Origin of the sequence: Actinoplanes sp. CA-252034 (genome assembly GCF_050956125.1) — a bacterium.
Lineage (GTDB): Bacteria > Actinomycetota > Actinomycetes > Mycobacteriales > Micromonosporaceae > Actinoplanes.
The window spans coordinates 4802588-4818330 of the sequence record NZ_CP191846.1; the positions used below are offsets into that span (position 1 = coordinate 4802588).

Consider the following 15743-nt stretch of genomic DNA (forward strand, 5'->3'; position numbering starts at 1 on the left):
GCACAGACATGAGAGACGATTCCGTACGCGTGAGGCGCCGTACCGGTCTGCTCGCCGGAGCCCTCGCCGTGGCGACCGTGATCACCTCGGTGGCCGTGGCGACCCTGGCGCACGCCGAGCCCACCGGTCCACCCGGGACCACACTGAAGGCGGCCGCCGAGCGCAGCGGGCGGTACTTCGGCGCCGCCATGGGCCGCGACCGTCTCAGCGACTCCGGTTTCCTCACGATCGCGAACCGCGAGTTCGACATGATGACCGCCGTCAACGAGATGAAACCCGACGCGACCGAGCCCAACCGCGGCCAGTTCGACTTCCGGGCCGGTGACGCGATCTACGACTGGGCGGTCCAGCGCGGCATGCGGGTCCGCGGGCACACCCTGGCCTGGCACGCCCAGCAACCGCGGTTCTGGTCGAGCCTCAGCGGCAGCGGCCTGCGGCAGGCGATGATCGACCACATCAACGGTGTGATGGCCCACTACCGGGGCAAACTCGCCGCCTGGGACGTCGTCAACGAGGCCTTCGCCGAGAACGGCAGCCGCCGCTCCTCGAACCTGCAGTCCACCGGCAACGACTGGATCGAGGTCGCGTTCCGCACCGCGCGGGCCGCCGACCCGTCGGTCAAGCTCTGCTACAACGACTACAACATCGAGAACTGGACCTACGCCAAGACACAGGGCGTCTACAACATGATCCGGGACTTCAAGTCCCGCGGCGTGCCGATCGACTGCGTGGGCCTGCAGACCCACTTCACCGGAGGCAGCTCACTACCGGGCAACTTCCAGACCACACTGTCCAGCTTCGCCGCGCTCGGCGTCGACGTGGCCCTGACCGAGGCGGACGTGACCAACGCGTCGGCCAGTCAGTACGCCGGTCTCACTCAGGCCTGCATGAACGTCCCGCGGTGCATCGGCATCACGACGTGGGGCATCCGCGACAGCGACTCCTGGCGCGGCAACGAGAACCCGCTGCTGTTCGATCGCAACAGCAACCCAAGGCCGCGTACGGCTCCGTGCTCAACGCCCTCAACGCCGCCTCCACCAACGTGCCCGGGACCCAGCCGAGCTCTCCCGGTCCTCAGCCGAGCTCTCCGAGCGTGCCGCCGTCGAGCTCGCCCCCGGTCACCGACCCGTCGACCCCGTGCACCGCGACATACCGCACGACCAGCACCTGGGGCGGCGGCTTCCAGGGCGAGGTCGCCGTCGCCAACAACCGATCGACCACCCTCGACGGCTGGACCGTGAGGCTGACGCTGGCCAGTGGTCAGAGCCTGGTCAACGTCTGGAACGGCGTCAACACCGGCACCGGTGGCACGGTCAGCGTCCGCAATGCCGCCTACAACGGCTCGATCGGTGCCAACGCCTCGACCGCCTTCGGGTTCGTGGCGAACGGGAGCAGCGGCACCGCGCCCGTCGTCGTCTCCTGCACGAGTCCCTGACCCCCATTTCGTCCTTCTCGCCAGACAGGGGACCCCGGTGTTCGTACCGTCATCTCCGATTCCCAGAAGAAGATGGGTCGTCGCCGCGGCAGCGGCCCTGACCACCGTCTCCGCCGGCGTCGTGATCGGCGCCTCGCCCGCGCTGGCCGCCGGCGTCACCGTCTACGCCGCGCCGTCCGGAACCGGGACCGCGTGCACCGCCGCCCAGCCCTGCTCGCTGAGCGCCGCGCAGACGGCGGTGCGATCGCTGATCCCGTCGATGTCCGGCGACATCGTCGTCCAGTTGGCCGACGGGGTCTACCGGCAGTCCGCACCGTTACGGCTGACGGCCGCGGACTCCGGCGTCAACGGCTACCGCGTGGTGTGGCAGGCGGCGCCGTCGGCCCGGCCCGTGATCAGCGGCGCCCGGGCGGTGACCGGATGGTCGCTGGTCGACGCCGGCCGCAACATCTGGCGGGCCGATGCCGGCGCCGGCATCGACAGCCGGCAGCTCTACGTCAACGGTGCGGTCGCCACCCGGGCCCGCACCCAGGTCAACCGGGCGGACTTCACCGCGGACAGCACCGGCCTGCGGTTCACCAACGGCGCGTTGTCCTATCTCAACAACCTGGGCGGCCAGAGCCGGATCCAGTTGGAGAGCGTGGGATCGTTCACCGACCGGTACGTGTCGGTGCAGCGGATCAGCGGCAACCAGATCACCATGCAGCAGCCGGGATGGGGCAACAACAACTTCGGGTTCGACACGTTCGCCCGGCCGCATCGGGCCGGCCCGCTCTTCCTCACCAACGCGTACGAGTTCCTCGACGCCCCGGGAGAGTGGTATCTCGACCCGTCGACCGGCGCGTTGTCGTACATCCCGCTCGCCGGGCAGAACATGGCCGCCACCGCGGTGGAGTTGCCCAGGCTGCAGTCGCTGGTCCAGGTCGGTGGCACCTACGACGCGCCGGCGCACCACATGACCTTCAGCGGCATCACCTTCACCGGCACGAGCTGGCTCGGACCGAGCAGCAACCAGGGGTACGCCGACCAGCAGACCGGCGCCTACATCACCGGCGACTGGAGCCGGCCCGGTTTCGACTCCTGTCACCAGGGCTGCCCCCAGTTCGAGGCGACCCGGCCTCACTGGCTGCAGTCGCCCGCCGCCGTGCAGGTCTCCGCGGCCACCGACGTCGTCTTCAGCGACTCGCAGTTCGTCAACCTGGGACAGACCGCGATCGGTATCGGCAACGACGCCAACGCCCACGGCAGCGGTGTCGGGCTGGGCGCGAACAACGTCACGGTGACCCGGTCGGAGATCGCCCGTGACGTGGCCGGCGGCATCGTCGTCGGTGGGGTTCGAGCCGACGCCCACCACCCGGGTGATGCGCGCATGGTCAACCGGAACATCACGATCAGCAACAACCGCCTGCACGACCTGGGCCTGGAGCACCGCGGCATCGTGTCGGTGCTGACCACCTACGTCACCAACTCCTCCGTGTCGCACAACGAGGTCTACAACCTGCCGTACACCGGGATGTCGATCGGCTACGGCTGGGGTTCCAACGACGCCGGGGGCAGCAACCACTACGCCGACCGGGGGCTGTACAACTACCAGCCGCGCTACTCCACGGCCACCACCGCGTCCGGCAACCAGCTCACCGGCAACTACGTGCACGACGTCATGCAGCAGATGACCGACGGCGGATGCATCTACACCCTGTCGGCCAACCCGGGCGCGCTCATCAGCGACAACTACTGCCTGCGCAGCAACGGGTTCGGGCTCTACTTCGACGAGGGGTCGCGCTACTACACCGCCCGCAACAACGTCTTCTCGTCCACCGGCACCTGGGCCACGGCCAACTACTGGTACGCCGAGAACATGGGCAACTTCACCGTCACCGGCAACTGGTCGACCAACGGCAGCACCAACGTCACCAACGGCGACCGGGGCAACGTCGTGTCGGGCAACGTGACGGTGGGCAACGGCAACTGGCCGTCCGGCGCCCAGGCCGTGATGGCGGCGGCCGGACCGCAGCCCACCGGGAGCGACCAGGCCGTGCGGCTGGTGGGTGTCCAGTCCGGCCGCTGCGTCGAGGTCGCCTCCGCCACCAACGGAGCCCAGGCACAACTGGGTGACTGCGGCAGCGGAGCCGGCCAGCGATGGACCTACACCTCCGGCAGGCAACTGCGGCTGAGCGGCGACAAGTGCCTCGACGCGTCCGGCCAGGGCACCGTGAACGGCACCGCGGTGATCGTCTGGGACTGCGGCGGACAGGCCAACCAGCAGTGGACCCTCAACTCCAACGGCACCATCACGGGCGTCCAGTCGGGCCTGTGCCTGGATGCCGTCGGCAACGGGACCGCGGCCGGGACCAGGATCAATCTCTGGGCGTGCCACGGCGGCACCAACCAGCAGTGGACGAGGTCCTGACGCCGTGACGACGACCGCCTCCGGGCGGTGCGGTGGGGTGGGGCCGGACGTTCAGACGGGGAGCGTCCGGTCCCTTCCCCGATCCAGGCTCACCTGCTTGCAAACATGATACGTATCCTCTTAGATGTGAATCGATGAATGGCCCGTCCGCACAGGCGCCTCGGCAAAGGACCTCGACATGGGTGCAATCACGCGAGCTTCCCGCATCATCGGCGCGCTGGGCGTCGTCCTGGCTCTGACCGCCTGCGGCGGGGGAGAGGGAGGCGCCTCGACCGGCTCCTACGGCTTCCCGCAGGTCGCACAGGACGAGAAGGCCGAGATCACCGTCTGGGTGGACGCCGACCGTACGGGTGCGGCCGACGCCTTCAAGAAGGCCAACCCCGACGTGCCGGTCAAGGTCGTCACCTACGACGGCTCAGCGAACGGCTCCAACTCCTTCCGCACGAAGATGCAACTGTTCGACCGGGCCGGCGAGGGGTGGCCCGACGTGGTCTTCTCGACCCAGAACAACGACGCGGCCTGGGCCGGCCAGAAGTCCGCGGGCAAACAGGCGTTCGCGGCCGTGCTCAGCGACGGGCTGGTGCCCCGCGCCACCCTCGACGGATTCACACCCGGCTCGCTGACCCCTGCACCGTGGACGGAAAGGTCCACTGCCTGCGCAACGACCTCGCCCAGGTGGTGCTCTGGCACGACAAGAGCCTGCTCGACGAGTTCGGCTACACGGTGCCGACGACGTGGGAGCAATACCAGGAGCTCGGCGAGCGGGTGGCCCGCGAGCACCCGGGCTACATCGTCGGCACGGTCGGCGACGCCTGGACCCCGGAGACGTACTTCTGGGGCAGCAGGTGCCGGGCCAACGACATCACCGGCCCCCGATCCGTCACGGTCCGGACCGGCACACCCGAGTGCCGGCGCGCCGCCGCCATGCTCGACACCCTCATCAAGAACGGCACCACCCCCGCCATCAGCGTCTTCACACCCGAGTTCGTCAAGCAGTACTCCGGCAAGGTCCTCGTCATGCCGGGACCGGCCTGGTACGCCGGCGCCATCTTCAACAACCCGCAGTCGCTGGACGTGCCCAAGGGCCGGCTCGGCGTCGCGGCTCCGCCCGCGTGGCAGGGCGAGTCCGCGGTGACCGGCAACGTCGGCGGCGGGACCTGGTTCATCAGCAGCCACTCGAAGAACCTCAAGGCCGCGTCCCGGTTCGCCGAGTTCGTCACCACCGCCGACGACTACCAGGTGAACGTGGCACCCGGTTACCCCGCCTTCGCCGCGGCCGCCGACAAGTGGATCAAGAAGCAGGAGTCGAGCGGCTACTACGCCACCGGGCTGCAGCCGATCATCACCGCCGGCACGCAGATCTGGGACGGGTGGGGCTCCGGGCTGTTCAGCCAGGAGGCCATCTGGGCCAAGACCATGACCCCGGCCATCGCCGAGGGCAAGAGCCTGGTCGACCTGCTTCCCACCTGGGAGACGGCGATCAGGAACCAGGCCCGGGTCGACGGCTACACGGTCGACTGACCGCGGTGACACCGACCACCCGGCCACGCGCCCGCAACGCCACCAGCTACGCCTTCGTCGCCCTCTACACCGCCCTGACCATCGCGTTCGGTGTGCTGCCCGCCCTGTACGCGGTCTACCTCGCCTTCACCGACGAGTACGGCGGCTTCGCCGGGACGGCCAACTTCACCAAGGTCGTCGACGACTTCCGGTTCCTGCCCGCGGTCGGCCACGTCGCGTCCTTCCTGGTGATCTGGCTCGTGGCGCTGGTCGTCCTCGTCACGGTCCTCGCGATCGTCGTGCACGCCGTCCGGCTGCGCTGGCTGAGCAGCACCCTGCGACTGGTCTTCTACCTGCCCGGAGCACTGGCCGGGGCGTCGAGCGTGCTGCTCTGGCTCTTCCTGCTCGACCCGACCGCCAGTCCCGTCGGCGGCCTGCTGCGACTGCTCGGCCTGTCGAGCTTCCTCCAGGTCGTCGTTCCCGGCCACCTGCCCCTGATCTTCGCCGTCATCGCCTTCTGGACCGGCGCCGGCGGCTGGATCGTCATCATGTACGGCGCCCTCAACAACATCAGCGCCGAGATCATCGAGGCGGCGAGCATCGACGGCGCCGGCGCGACGCAGATCGCGTGGCGCATCCAGCTGCCGATGCTGCGCAAGTGGATCTCCTACATGGGCGTCATGTCGCTCGCCGCCGGCACCCAGCTCTTCGTCGAGCCGCAACTGCTCTCCCAGGCCAGCAACGCGGTCGTGCCCAACGACTACTCGCTGAACCAGCTCGCCTACCAGTACGCGTTCCAGCAGAACGACTTCAACGGCGCGGCGGCCGTCTCGCTGTTGCTGCTGCTCGTCGCCGTCACGCTGTCAGCGGTGTTCGTCCTGCGCGGCGACCTGTTCGAGACGGACTGACACGTGACGACAGCGACAACCGGTGGCCGCACGGGTCGCGTGATGGCCAGTGCCGTCCTCGGCGTCTTCGTGCTGTTCTTCCTGGTCCCGATTCTCTGGCTGCTGCTCGCGACGACGAAGACGGCACGCGGCCTGATCGTGAGCGACCCGTTCGCCCCGGGCCGGCTGAGCGACCTGGCGGCCAACTGGGAGCAGCTGTTCGCCTTCCAGGACGGCGCGGTCACGACCTGGGTCGCCAACTCCGCCCTGTACGCCGTCGGCGCGCTGCTGATCACCCTGGTCACCGGTATCCCGGCCGGCTACGCGGTGGCCCTGACACGCTTCCGGTTCCGCCGCGCCCTGCTGATCCTGACGCTGATCGTCATGCTCATCCCGAACACCGCCCTGGTGCTGCCCATCTTCCTGGAGCTGAACGCGGTGGGCCTGATCGGCAACCCGCTCGCGGTGATCCTGCCGATGTCGTCCTTCCCCTTCGGGATGTACCTGACCTACATCTACTTCTCCACCAGCATCCCGCGGGACCTGCTCGCCGCGGCCCGCATCGACGGATGCTCGGAGCTCCAGGTCTTCACCCGCGTGGCCCTGCCACTGGCCGCCCCGATCGTCGCCCTGGTCGCCTTCTTCAGCTTCGTGCAGAGCTGGAACAACTTCTTCCTGCCCTTCGTGATGTTGCCGTCCAGTGAGGGCTACCCGATCCAGGTGGGGCTCACCTCCCTGCTCGCCTCCACCCCGGCGTTCAATCCCAGCTCCGCCGCGACGCAGTCGGTGCAACTGCCCACGCTCGCGCTCGCCACGGTGATCTCGGTGCTGCCGGTGTTGATCGTCTTCCTCTTCGCACAGCGGTTCCTGGTCGCCGGGCTGACGGCGGGCGGCACGAAGGAATGACCCGACCACCGGCAGCGAAGGAGCGAGGGTGAAAGTCACCGGATACCGCAGCGTGACGACCGAGCACGAGTGGGGACGGCTGATCGGCGACGCCAACGGGGTCATGGCGCGTCCCCGTACCCCGGTCGATGTCCTGATCCTGGAGACCGACGCGGGTGTGGAGGGAATCGGGCTCGGTCCGCACGCACACGTCGAACAGGTCTTCGGCGCCGTCGAGGGACAGGACCCGCGCAGCGTGACGGCGCTGTACGACCGGATGCTCGCGTGGGTCTTCAAGACCGGGCACGCCGGCGCGACCTTCGGCGCGATCGGCGCCATCGACACGGCCCTCTGGGACCTCAAGGCCAAAGCCGCCGGCGAGCCCCTCTGGCGTACGCTCGGCGCCCTCGACCGATTCGTACCCGGCTACGCCTCCGGCCTCGACATCGCCCTCGACGACGACCGGCTCGCCGGGCTCTACACCGAGTTCGCCGATCGGGGCTTCAGCTCCGGAAAGCTCAAGGGCGGCCGGCGTCTCGAGGACGACATCCGCCGCCTGCGAATCCTTCGTGACGTGCTGGGACGCAACTCGGCCCGCCCGGCCCTCATGTTCGATGCCAACGAGTCCTGGAACCGGTCGCAGGCGGTACGTTACGTCACCGCCCTGGAACGCACGATCGACCTCACCTGGATCGAGGAACCGGTGCGCCGCTGGGACGCCGCCGGGCTGGTCTCGGTGCGCCGCGGAATCCGGGCCGCCGTCGCGACCGGCGAGAACCTCACCGGTCTCGAGCAGTACCGGCCGCTGCTGGACGCCGACGCGGTCGACGTCGTGCAGGTCGGCAACGTCTGGGGCATCACCCACTTCCTCCGGGTGGCCGCCGTGGCACACAGCCGTGACCTGCCGGTGAGCCCGGTGGCCTACCACACCAACCCGGTCGCGCACGCCGCCGCGGCCGTACCCAATCATCTGGCTTTCGAGGTGCAGGGCCTCACCGCGCCGATCGGCCTGCGAGTCGATCAGGAGTACGACGACGGCGGCATCGTGTTGGGCGACGAGCCGGGAATCGGCATCCAGGTCGACGAGGACCGCATCGTCGCCGCCCAGCTCGCCGACACGGCGGGCCGGATCGCCGGGCCGCACGTCCGCCCGCACCGCGCCGGCCTGCGCCTGGTCCCCGACGCCGCCCGGGAGCGCGTCGAACTGTCCTGACGTCCGCACCGGGGCGTCCGCCGGCTAACTCTGCGCGTCGTGCCCCGACGGCTCGAAGCGGCGCTGCTGCCAGGAACCGATGATGTGCTCGCGCATGGCCTGCTCCGCGGCGGGCACGTCCTGGCGGGCGATGGCGTCGACGACCACGGCGTGCTGGTCGAGGGTGGAGCCGAACGCTCCCTCGTACATCATCCCGTGATACCTGTTGCTCTCCAGCGCCCGGCGATAGAGGCGCTTGGTGATGTTCTCGGCCAGGCGGACCCGTGCCAGCTCCATGATCGTGAGGTGGAAGACCACGTCCGCCTGGCGGAACGAGTCGCTCTCGTTCTGCATCTCGCGCATGACCTGCAACGCGTGCTCGATGCGGGTCAGCTCCTCCGCGGTACGGTGCGCCGCGACCGCACCGGCCATCGCCGCCTCGAGGCTGCCCCGCACCACCGTCAACTCGTCCAGCACACCCAGCGACTCGTCGTTGTCGATGAGTGCCGACAGCACGACCGGGTCCAGCATGTTCCACGACCCGGACTGCGCCACCTGCGTGCCCCGGCCCTGGCTGATGACCACCAGGCCCTTCTCCTCGAGTCGCTTGGCCGACTCGCGGATGACGGTGCGGCTGACCCCGAAGTGCTCGCTGAGCGGTCCCTCGGGCGGCAGCAGCGTCCCCTCGGCCAGCTGCCCGGTGACGATCAGCTCGACCAGTTCGGTCACGACGGCCACACTCAACCGCTCGGCACGGCGGCGGGGAGGCAGCTTGAACGCGTCGGGATAGGCCGTCATGGCTGGTACCTTACTCAGCCGCCCCCGGCCGCCCCCGGTCGTCCGCTGCTGCCGGTCACTCGCTGAACGCGGTGACGGACGACGCCCGGCCCAGGCGGCCGGCGGTCATGCTCCCGGCTGGTCCCAACCCTGCTGCGGGGTGTCGCACGTGCCGCGGAAGACGTACTGCGAGGGCAGCCTGCGCTGCTCGCTGGTCCAGTCGATGGGCGGCCGCCGCTGATCCACCGGCAGGTAGCCGAGGCGGTAGACGGCCATCAGCTCCAGCTCGTCAGGCACCCGCAGCAGCCGGGTGATCTCCTCCCAGCGCCCCGGAACCTCCATCGGGAAGGAGATGAACTGGATGCCCATCCCGAGCTCGACCGTGGTGAGCCAGACGTTCTCCATCGCCGCGCCCATGCTGAACACCGAGTAGAACGACGACAGCTCTCCCGGCCGGTACTCGGACCGGTCGAGCATCACGCCCAGCAGCAGCGGGGAGCCGGCGACCAGCTTGCGGTTCTCCTGCCCGAGGCTCTGCGGCACGCGCATGGCGTTCATCAGCTTCTGACCGCGGGCGGTGAACACCTGACCGGTGAACGGGCGCAGCGGCGCGGGCAGACGGTCGAACAGCATCCCGTCGCGACGGCGTTCCATCTCCTCCCTGCTGAAACGGAAGTACGGCTTGTACCGCTCGAAGAAGGTGCCGTTGGACATCGCCTCGGTCATGCTCTCCCCGCTGATCCGGGCGATGGCCTCGATCGTCGGGCGCTCCTCCACGATCACGAACCGCCACGGCTGGCTGTTCAGCTGCGACGGGGCGCGTCCCGCGACCTCCATCAGGAGCCGCTGGTGCTCTTCGGAGACCGGATCGGGCAGGAACGCGCCGTTGGTGGTCTTACGGCGGCGCACCACATCGAGAAACTCCATCAGCGACTCCTCCAAGCCAGAACCAGGGCGATGACGTACGCCGGCGCGGCCGAACCGGCGACGGTGGCATGCCGGGGAAGCCGTCCGCCGGCGTAGGGCAGCGCCGCGAGAGGGACGGCCGCCGGCAGCAGTGCGAGACCGGCGGTGCGGCGCTCGACCGCGCAGGCCCCGAGCGCCAGCGTGGTCAGTGATGAGGTCATCACGTACAGGGCGTGATGAACCCAGCGGATGCGCGCGTTGTCGATGACGCCCGCGGCGACGGCCGCGCCGAAGGCGGCGTTGCCCGCATAGCTCACCGCTGCGGCGGTCACGAGAGGGACGGCCCATCGCGCTTTCCGGCGACCGGCGCTCATCGGTGCTCCCCTTCGTGGGTGAGCAGCAGGCGATGCGGGAACATCGGCCTGACCCGCCATCCCGCGGGCACGGCCGCCCGCAGCTCCGGACTCCGGTAACTGCGGCGGATCGAGAGCAGCCCGTCCTGGTGGATGAAGGACCGGCGGGCGAACGGCAGCGTGGCCACCGCATAGAGGCCGTAGCCCAGACGTCCCCGGGACAGGTCGTTGTGGACGACGAGCCCCCGCGACAGCGCCCGACTGTCCGCCAGCAGGGCGGCGAGCGCATCGGTGTCGAGGTGGTGAAGCAGATGGTTGGAGACCACCACGTCGTACCGCTCACCACGCGCGACCAGGTCGGCGCTCGTCGCCCGCTCGAAGCGGACCCCGGCGGCCGGCAGCCCACGCACATGGCGCAGCGCGCGCTCGTCCGGGTCGATCGCCGTCACGTCCAGCAGCAGCCCGTCGCGAGTGGCCCATCCGGCGAGGGCCCGGGAGATGTCGCCGCCGCCGAACCCGATGTCCAGCAACGTGGTGGGCCGGTGGGCGTCCAGGCGTGGCCGGATCCACCGCCGGTAGACACGGCGCCAGCCCGAGACGAGCCCGTTGACGACCCGGAACTGCCGGTAGGTGCGTTCCAGCCGGTCCGGGTCACAGTCGGCGGCGTCCATGAGCTCCTGCGACTCGGTGTCGCGCCGGGCGAACCCCGCGTGGCTCATACCGCCGCCCGCCCGTGACCGGCGCCGCTGGTGACCGTGACCATGTCGGTGGTTCCTTCGTTCCGGCAATCCGACGGTGAACCGTTGGCGACGGCATACCCGCATTGATCAATGCCCTAACCGGTCGATCGACGAAGGCCGCCCAGTGTTCGGGTGACCGACATCTCCACGTCACTTCCGGCGGCGCGTTCTCCGAGGCAGGAAGCGGATGTGGAAGCGGTTTCGGACCCTCAGGCCCGCCCGCGCGGCCGCTGACCGGCGGGTTGTTCACCCGGCTGCCCTAGGCTCTCGACGGTCGCGACCGGTCCGCGAACGCATGCGATGCGTGACGCCCCGCGACGGCGAACAACAAGAAGAAGCACGAGGTACGCCCCATGCACGCCGATGTCCTGCAGCTGATCGACACCCACCTCTCGGAGGTCCAGGCCCTGCGCCGCGATCTCACCTCGTCGCGCCCGATCCGGCCGGGGGAACGCCACGACGCCGCCGCTGCCACCCTGGACTCCCTGCAGAGTTTCGCCGCCGAGCTGCAGGTGATCCTCCGCGGGCCGGGACGATGACGCCCGACCGGCACCGTCCGGGTCGACGCCGTCTCGGTACGCCCCGCGGCAGTGGCTAGCCTGATCGGATGCCCGCACCGACGCTGTTCGCGATCAGTGACCTGCACGTCGCCTACCAGGAGAATCGTGAGATCGTCGAGAGCCTTCGCCCGGACGCCGACGGTGACTGGCTGATCGTCGCCGGTGACGTGGGGGAGATGTTCGCCGACGTGGTGTGGGCGCTGCGCCTGCTCGCGGGCCGATTCGCCAAGGTGATCTGGTCGCCGGGCAACCACGAGCTGTGGACGCCCCGGGAGGATCCGGTGACCGAGCGCGGCGAGGAACGCTACCGGCGGCTCGTCGAGGCGTGCCGGGACCTGGGCGTGGCGACGCCGGAGGACGAGTATCCGGTGTGGAACGGCGCCGACGGGCCGGCCGTGGTGGCGCCGCTGTTCCTGCTCTACGACTACTCGTTCCGGATGCCGGAGCACTCCACGAAAGAACAGTCGCTGGCGTACGCCTACCAGACCGGCGTGGTCTGCTCCGACGAGTTCCTGCTGCACCCGGACCCGTATCCGAACCGGGAACAGTGGTGCTGGGCGCGGGTGGCGCAGACCGGGAAGCGGCTCGACGAGATTCCGGCCGACCTGCCGACCGTGCTGATCAACCACTGGCCGATGGTGCGCGAGCCGACCCGGGTCCTGTGGTATCCCGAGTTCGCCCAGTGGTGCGGCACCGAGCTGACCGCCGACTGGCACGTCCGGTACCGGGCGGCCGTGTCGGTCTACGGGCACCTGCACATCCCACGGACCACCCACTACGACGGGGTGCGCTTCGAGGAGGTGTCGGTCGGCTACCCCCGGGAGTGGCGGCGGCGCGACACCCCGCCGGGGCGCCTGCGCCGGATCCTCGGCTGAAACGGGGGTACGGCCACGCGTTCGGTGTCGGCCGCCCGTCGATGGGTATGAGCATCGATGGACTGCTTTGGCGGACGGGAGGTGGATCGTGCGTGCACACCGGCGCGTCGGTCACCTCCTGCTCATCCTCGGGTTCGCCGTGGTGGCGTACCTCGCCCTGATCGCCTTCGATCACGCCGCCCGAGCCGACGGCGTCCTGCCGGACCCGCTCCGCCCGGCCGCGAAGTCCACCACCGGGACCGTCCCCGCCCGCCCCGTTCCGAAGCAGCTCACCGAGCGCAAGGCCGTTCCCGCGAAGCCTTCGGCCGCAAAGCCCTCGGCCGCGAAGCCCACACCTTCCGTCGCCAGGCCGAAGCCCTCGGTCGTTAGGTCGAAGCCCTCGGTCGCCAAGCCGAAGCAGCGGGGTTCGGTGAGCGCGAAGTCGGTGAAGCCGACGGTCGGGCTTCCGGACCGGGCCGGGCGAATGCCTGCTGCTGCCCTGCCGGAGCGGCGAGAAGCGCCGGTCCCCACGGCGGCGGTCATGAGGGCCGACGTGCGGGGAAGCCTGCCTCGGGCGGCCGAGACGGCATCGGTGTCCGCCCTCACGGGCCGGCTTCTGCCCGCTCCGCTGCCGGACGCGGTCGAGGCGCTGACGCGTCACCTGGCCGGGCGGGCGGCGCCGGTGGTCCTGCCCGCGCTGCCGAGCGGCTTCACCAGTGGACCCGGTGCCGTCGTCGCGACGATGCCGGACGACGGCGGTCTGCCCGGCCTTCGTGTCCCGGGCGGCGTGAACGCTCCGTCCGCACAGCACGTCGTGGCACCGGAGGCGACGCCCGTCCCGCCGTCGTGGGCGAGCGCTCGTCCGGGCGTACCCCCGAGGGACCGGACGCACCTTGCGCCGCTGGACGGCGCGCAACCGACGGCTGCGCCGGCGCGGAAAGACCGGGCCGTCACGCTCCCCGGGCGGCCGGCGGCACCTCCCGGCCCCGGCGGGCAGTCCGCGGGCGCCGGGCAACCACGCGACACCGGCGGCGGCAACGCGCCGACGACGAGCACCGTTCCCGCCTCCTGGTGGCCGGTGCCGCCGACCGCCATCGTCATCTCGCTCACGGACGTGAGCGTCACCGGGCGTTCCGTCCGGTACAGCGGCCCTCCCAGCTGATCACGCGGTCCGGAATCGGGCCGGCGCCGGTGAATCCCACCCCGCGCCGTGCCGTCCGCCGGCCCGGCTGAGACCCGTCGCCGGCATTCCCACCGCTGAGATCGATCCTGGCTGGGAGGCCTCCGTGATCCGCATCCTGCTCGTCGAGCCCATGAACCTGCTACGCGGCGCCCTGGCCGCGACGTTGTCCCTGGAAGAGGACCTCGACGTGGTCGCCGACCTCGGCCGTCTCGCCGAGGCGCCCGCCATGGCCCGCGCGGTGCGCCCGGACGTGGCGATCATCGACATCGGACTGCTGGCGGGAGAGGGCCAGGCCGTGTTCGCCCGGTTCAGCCTGGAGCAGCCGCACTGCGCCACGCTGGTGCTGGCCGGTCCGGACGCCCCGGCGAGGCTCCACGGGACACTGGACGTCCACCTGCGCGGCGTGATCGGCACCGAGGCCGCGCCGTACGAGCTGGTGAGCGCCGTGCGCAGGATCGCGCGGGGCGAGCGTGTCATCGACGCCCGCCTGGCCGTGGCCATGGTCGCCGCCCGGCCGAGCCCGCTGTCGGCCCGGGAGGCCGACGTGCTGCGGGTCGCCGGTTCCGGGATGCCGTCGACGGAGGTGGCCGCCAGGCTGCACCTGACCGCGGGAACCGTCCGCAACTACATGTCGGTGATCCTGCGCAAGACCGGCGCCCGCAACCGGCTGGAGGCCGTCCGCGTCGCCGAGAGCGCGGGCTGGCTGACATGACTCGTGTCACCTCCAGCCGATGACACAACTCACTGGGACCGGGCCCGCCCGGCATCGAGGCTTGTCGAGGTAACCACATCGCAGAAGCGGAACGAGGAGAGACCATGACACACCGGCAACGGCTCTCGATGATCGTCACCATGCTGCTCGTGGCGTTGGGACTGGCCACCACGGGCGCCGGCGCGGCCGCGGCCGCCCCGCAACGTCAGGCGGCCGCCCCGGCCGTCGCCGTCCCCGGCGTCCCGATGACCGGCGGTTTCACCGACGCGGCCGGCGGTGCCGGCACCTTCGCCGGAACCTTCACCCCCACGAGCTTCGCCGACCAGAACGGCGCCCTGGTGGCCACCGGCACCCTGACCGGCACACTCACCGACGCGGCGGGCGGCACGGTCGGCACCGTCGACCAGTCCGTCACCGCACCCGCGGCGATCGCCGCGGCGACCTGCCGCATCCTGGATCTCACGCTCGGCCCGCTGCATCTGGACCTGCTGGGCCTGGTCGTCGACCTGAACCAGGTCCACCTGACGATCAACGCGGTCTCGACCCCGGGCAACCTGCTCGGCAACCTGCTGTGCGCGATCGCCGGCCTGCTCGACCCGCTGCCGAGCGCGGGCGCCCTGGCGGCGCTGCTGAACTTCCTGCTGGCGCTGCTGAACCAGTCCTGACCGGCCCCCCGATCCAGGTGGCCGCACCCCTGCCCGGGTGCGGCCACCTGCCGTTGTACGGTCCCCCGGATGGACACCACCGCCTGCTGTCTGGTGGACCCTCCCGAGGGCCGCGTCGTGGCCGGCGCCGGCGGCGGGGCCGCCGTCATTACCGGTCACGGCTCGGTGATCTGCCGCATCAGGGTGGCCATGTCGGGGGAGACCCACTCCTCGGCGATCCGGTCGCCCTCGACGCGGTAGATGTCGATGCTGGTGAAGGTGACCTGCCGGTGGGTGGCGGGCACGTCCTGGAACGTCGCGGTGTGGGTGCCGCTGAAGCTCAGGCGGACCGCGACCCGGTCGCCGGCGCCGAAGATGTCCTCGACGACGATGCGCAGGTCGGGAAAGCCGTCGCGCATGGCCTGCACGCCATACCTCCAGATCTCCCGCCCGTGCAGCGGCTCCGGCAGCCCGGGCAGGTTGACGATGAAGTCCTCGGTGAGCCGTTCGGCGCAGGCGTCCAGGTCACCGGCCTGCAGCTTCTCGAAAGCCGTGCGTACGACCGCCACGTTCTCGTCGACAGAGATCATGACCGCTTCCCTCCGTAGGTTCGTTCACAATACGACTGCATTGCAAAAAGTTCTACTGGCGAGGGTGGTCACCTACTCGTAACGAATTCGTAACGCGGTCTTCCGGCGGTTCATG

The 15743-nt window shown here is 70.2% G+C and carries 16 protein-coding genes and 1 pseudogene; 11 read left to right on the plus strand and 6 right to left on the minus strand.

Annotation, left to right across the window (positions count from 1 at the left end):
• The first annotated feature begins 8 nt into the window (after nt 1-8).
• The 6 genes and pseudogenes from ACQPZW_RS21760 to ACQPZW_RS21785 all read left to right on the plus strand — a co-directional run bounded on the left by ACQPZW_RS21760 (nt 9) and on the right by ACQPZW_RS21785 (nt 8330).
• A pseudogene (locus tag ACQPZW_RS21760) lies at nt 9-1435 on the plus strand (endo-1,4-beta-xylanase).
• A gap of 37 nt (nt 1436-1472) precedes the next feature.
• Entirely contained in the window at nt 1473-3845 is a 2373-nt protein-coding gene (locus tag ACQPZW_RS21765) for a ricin-type beta-trefoil lectin domain protein (protein ID WP_433796758.1), read from the plus strand.
• Nucleotides 3846-4478: 633 nt separating this feature from the next.
• The gene (locus ACQPZW_RS21770; protein WP_433796759.1) at nt 4479-5366 is read left to right on the plus strand and encodes an ABC transporter substrate-binding protein; all 888 of its coding nucleotides are present in this window, start codon (nt 4479-4481) and stop codon (nt 5364-5366) included.
• Between the two features lie 5 nt (nt 5367-5371).
• Nucleotides 5372-6253 (plus strand): carbohydrate ABC transporter permease, encoded by an 882-nt coding sequence (locus ACQPZW_RS21775; protein WP_433796760.1) that lies wholly within the window; start codon nt 5372-5374, stop codon nt 6251-6253.
• A 3-nt stretch (nt 6254-6256) separates the two neighbouring features.
• Nucleotides 6257-7138 carry a carbohydrate ABC transporter permease gene (locus ACQPZW_RS21780; RefSeq protein ID WP_433796761.1) on the plus strand — a complete coding sequence of 294 codons (882 nt, stop codon included), beginning with the start codon at nt 6257-6259 and terminating at the stop codon, nt 7136-7138.
• Between the two features lie 28 nt (nt 7139-7166).
• Nucleotides 7167-8330, plus strand: coding sequence for a mandelate racemase/muconate lactonizing enzyme family protein (locus ACQPZW_RS21785; RefSeq protein WP_433796762.1), 1164 nt, complete (start codon nt 7167-7169; stop codon nt 8328-8330).
• A gap of 24 nt (nt 8331-8354) precedes the next feature.
• Here ACQPZW_RS21785 and ACQPZW_RS21790 read toward each other — a convergent pair whose 3' ends face one another.
• The 4 genes from ACQPZW_RS21790 to ACQPZW_RS21805 all read right to left on the minus strand — a co-directional run bounded on the left by ACQPZW_RS21790 (nt 8355) and on the right by ACQPZW_RS21805 (nt 11064).
• Complete coding sequence (locus tag ACQPZW_RS21790) at nt 8355-9107, minus strand: FadR/GntR family transcriptional regulator (RefSeq protein WP_433796763.1); 753 nt, start codon at nt 9105-9107, stop codon at nt 8355-8357.
• A 105-nt stretch (nt 9108-9212) separates the two neighbouring features.
• On the minus strand, nt 9213-10013 hold the full coding sequence (locus ACQPZW_RS21795; protein WP_433796764.1) for a nitroreductase family protein: 801 nt from the start codon (nt 10011-10013) through the stop codon (nt 9213-9215).
• Nucleotides 10013-10366 carry a hypothetical protein gene (locus ACQPZW_RS21800; protein ID WP_433796765.1) on the minus strand — a complete coding sequence of 118 codons (354 nt, stop codon included), beginning with the start codon at nt 10364-10366 and terminating at the stop codon, nt 10013-10015. Before ACQPZW_RS21800 ends, ACQPZW_RS21795 begins: the two co-directional genes overlap by 1 nt.
• Nucleotides 10363-11064 (minus strand): class I SAM-dependent methyltransferase, encoded by a 702-nt coding sequence (locus tag ACQPZW_RS21805; RefSeq protein ID WP_433796766.1) that lies wholly within the window; start codon nt 11062-11064, stop codon nt 10363-10365. The genes ACQPZW_RS21800 and ACQPZW_RS21805 overlap by 4 nt, the downstream gene beginning before the upstream one ends.
• 374 nt (nt 11065-11438) lie before the next feature.
• Between ACQPZW_RS21805 and ACQPZW_RS21810 the strand changes: the two genes are divergently transcribed.
• Together ACQPZW_RS21810 and ACQPZW_RS21815 are read left to right on the plus strand one after the other, a co-directional pair.
• Nucleotides 11439-11624 carry a hypothetical protein gene (locus ACQPZW_RS21810; protein WP_433796767.1) on the plus strand — a complete coding sequence of 62 codons (186 nt, stop codon included), beginning with the start codon at nt 11439-11441 and terminating at the stop codon, nt 11622-11624.
• Between the two features lie 68 nt (nt 11625-11692).
• The gene (locus tag ACQPZW_RS21815) at nt 11693-12520 is read left to right on the plus strand and encodes a metallophosphoesterase family protein (protein ID WP_433796768.1); all 828 of its coding nucleotides are present in this window, start codon (nt 11693-11695) and stop codon (nt 12518-12520) included.
• Nucleotides 12521-12691: 171 nt separating this feature from the next.
• Here ACQPZW_RS21815 and ACQPZW_RS21820 read toward each other — a convergent pair whose 3' ends face one another.
• Nucleotides 12692-13042: a hypothetical protein gene (locus tag ACQPZW_RS21820; protein ID WP_433796769.1), complete on the minus strand. Its 351-nt coding sequence runs from the start codon at nt 13040-13042 to the stop codon at nt 12692-12694.
• 49 nt (nt 13043-13091) lie between these two features.
• Here ACQPZW_RS21820 and ACQPZW_RS21825 point away from each other — a divergent pair, with 49 nt between their 5' ends.
• The 3 genes from ACQPZW_RS21825 to ACQPZW_RS21835 all read left to right on the plus strand — a co-directional run bounded on the left by ACQPZW_RS21825 (nt 13092) and on the right by ACQPZW_RS21835 (nt 15059).
• Entirely contained in the window at nt 13092-13661 is a 570-nt protein-coding gene (locus tag ACQPZW_RS21825) for a hypothetical protein (protein ID WP_433796770.1), read from the plus strand.
• Between the two features lie 124 nt (nt 13662-13785).
• Nucleotides 13786-14394, plus strand: a complete 609-nt coding sequence (locus ACQPZW_RS21830; RefSeq protein ID WP_433796771.1) for a response regulator transcription factor — start codon at nt 13786-13788, stop codon at nt 14392-14394.
• A gap of 104 nt (nt 14395-14498) precedes the next feature.
• Nucleotides 14499-15059: a hypothetical protein gene (locus tag ACQPZW_RS21835; protein WP_433796772.1), complete on the plus strand. Its 561-nt coding sequence runs from the start codon at nt 14499-14501 to the stop codon at nt 15057-15059.
• A 155-nt stretch (nt 15060-15214) separates the two neighbouring features.
• Here the strand turns inward: ACQPZW_RS21835 and ACQPZW_RS21840 are convergent, their stop codons facing one another.
• Nucleotides 15215-15628, minus strand: coding sequence for an ester cyclase (locus tag ACQPZW_RS21840; protein ID WP_433796773.1), 414 nt, complete (start codon nt 15626-15628; stop codon nt 15215-15217).
• Nucleotides 15629-15743 lie beyond the last annotated feature (115 nt).

Excerpts from the sequence above, each read along its gene's own strand:
- ACQPZW_RS21790 (WP_433796763.1), bottom strand. The coding sequence starts at position 9,107 with ATGACGGCCTATCCCGACGCGTTCAAGCTGCCTCCCCGCCGCCGTGCC.
- ACQPZW_RS21795 (WP_433796764.1), bottom strand. The coding sequence starts at position 10,013 with ATGGAGTTTCTCGATGTGGTGCGCCGCCGTAAGACCACCAACGGCGCG.
- ACQPZW_RS21800 (WP_433796765.1), bottom strand. The coding sequence starts at position 10,366 with ATGAGCGCCGGTCGCCGGAAAGCGCGATGGGCCGTCCCTCTCGTGACC.
- ACQPZW_RS21805 (WP_433796766.1), bottom strand. The coding sequence starts at position 11,064 with ATGAGCCACGCGGGGTTCGCCCGGCGCGACACCGAGTCGCAGGAGCTC.
- ACQPZW_RS21810 (WP_433796767.1), top strand. The coding sequence starts at position 11,439 with ATGCACGCCGATGTCCTGCAGCTGATCGACACCCACCTCTCGGAGGTC.
- ACQPZW_RS21815 (WP_433796768.1), top strand. The coding sequence starts at position 11,693 with ATGCCCGCACCGACGCTGTTCGCGATCAGTGACCTGCACGTCGCCTAC.
- ACQPZW_RS21820 (WP_433796769.1), bottom strand. The coding sequence starts at position 13,042 with ATGACCGCCGCCGTGGGGACCGGCGCTTCTCGCCGCTCCGGCAGGGCA.
- ACQPZW_RS21835 (WP_433796772.1), top strand. The coding sequence starts at position 14,499 with ATGACACACCGGCAACGGCTCTCGATGATCGTCACCATGCTGCTCGTG.
- ACQPZW_RS21840 (WP_433796773.1), bottom strand. The coding sequence starts at position 15,628 with ATGATCTCTGTCGACGAGAACGTGGCGGTCGTACGCACGGCTTTCGAG.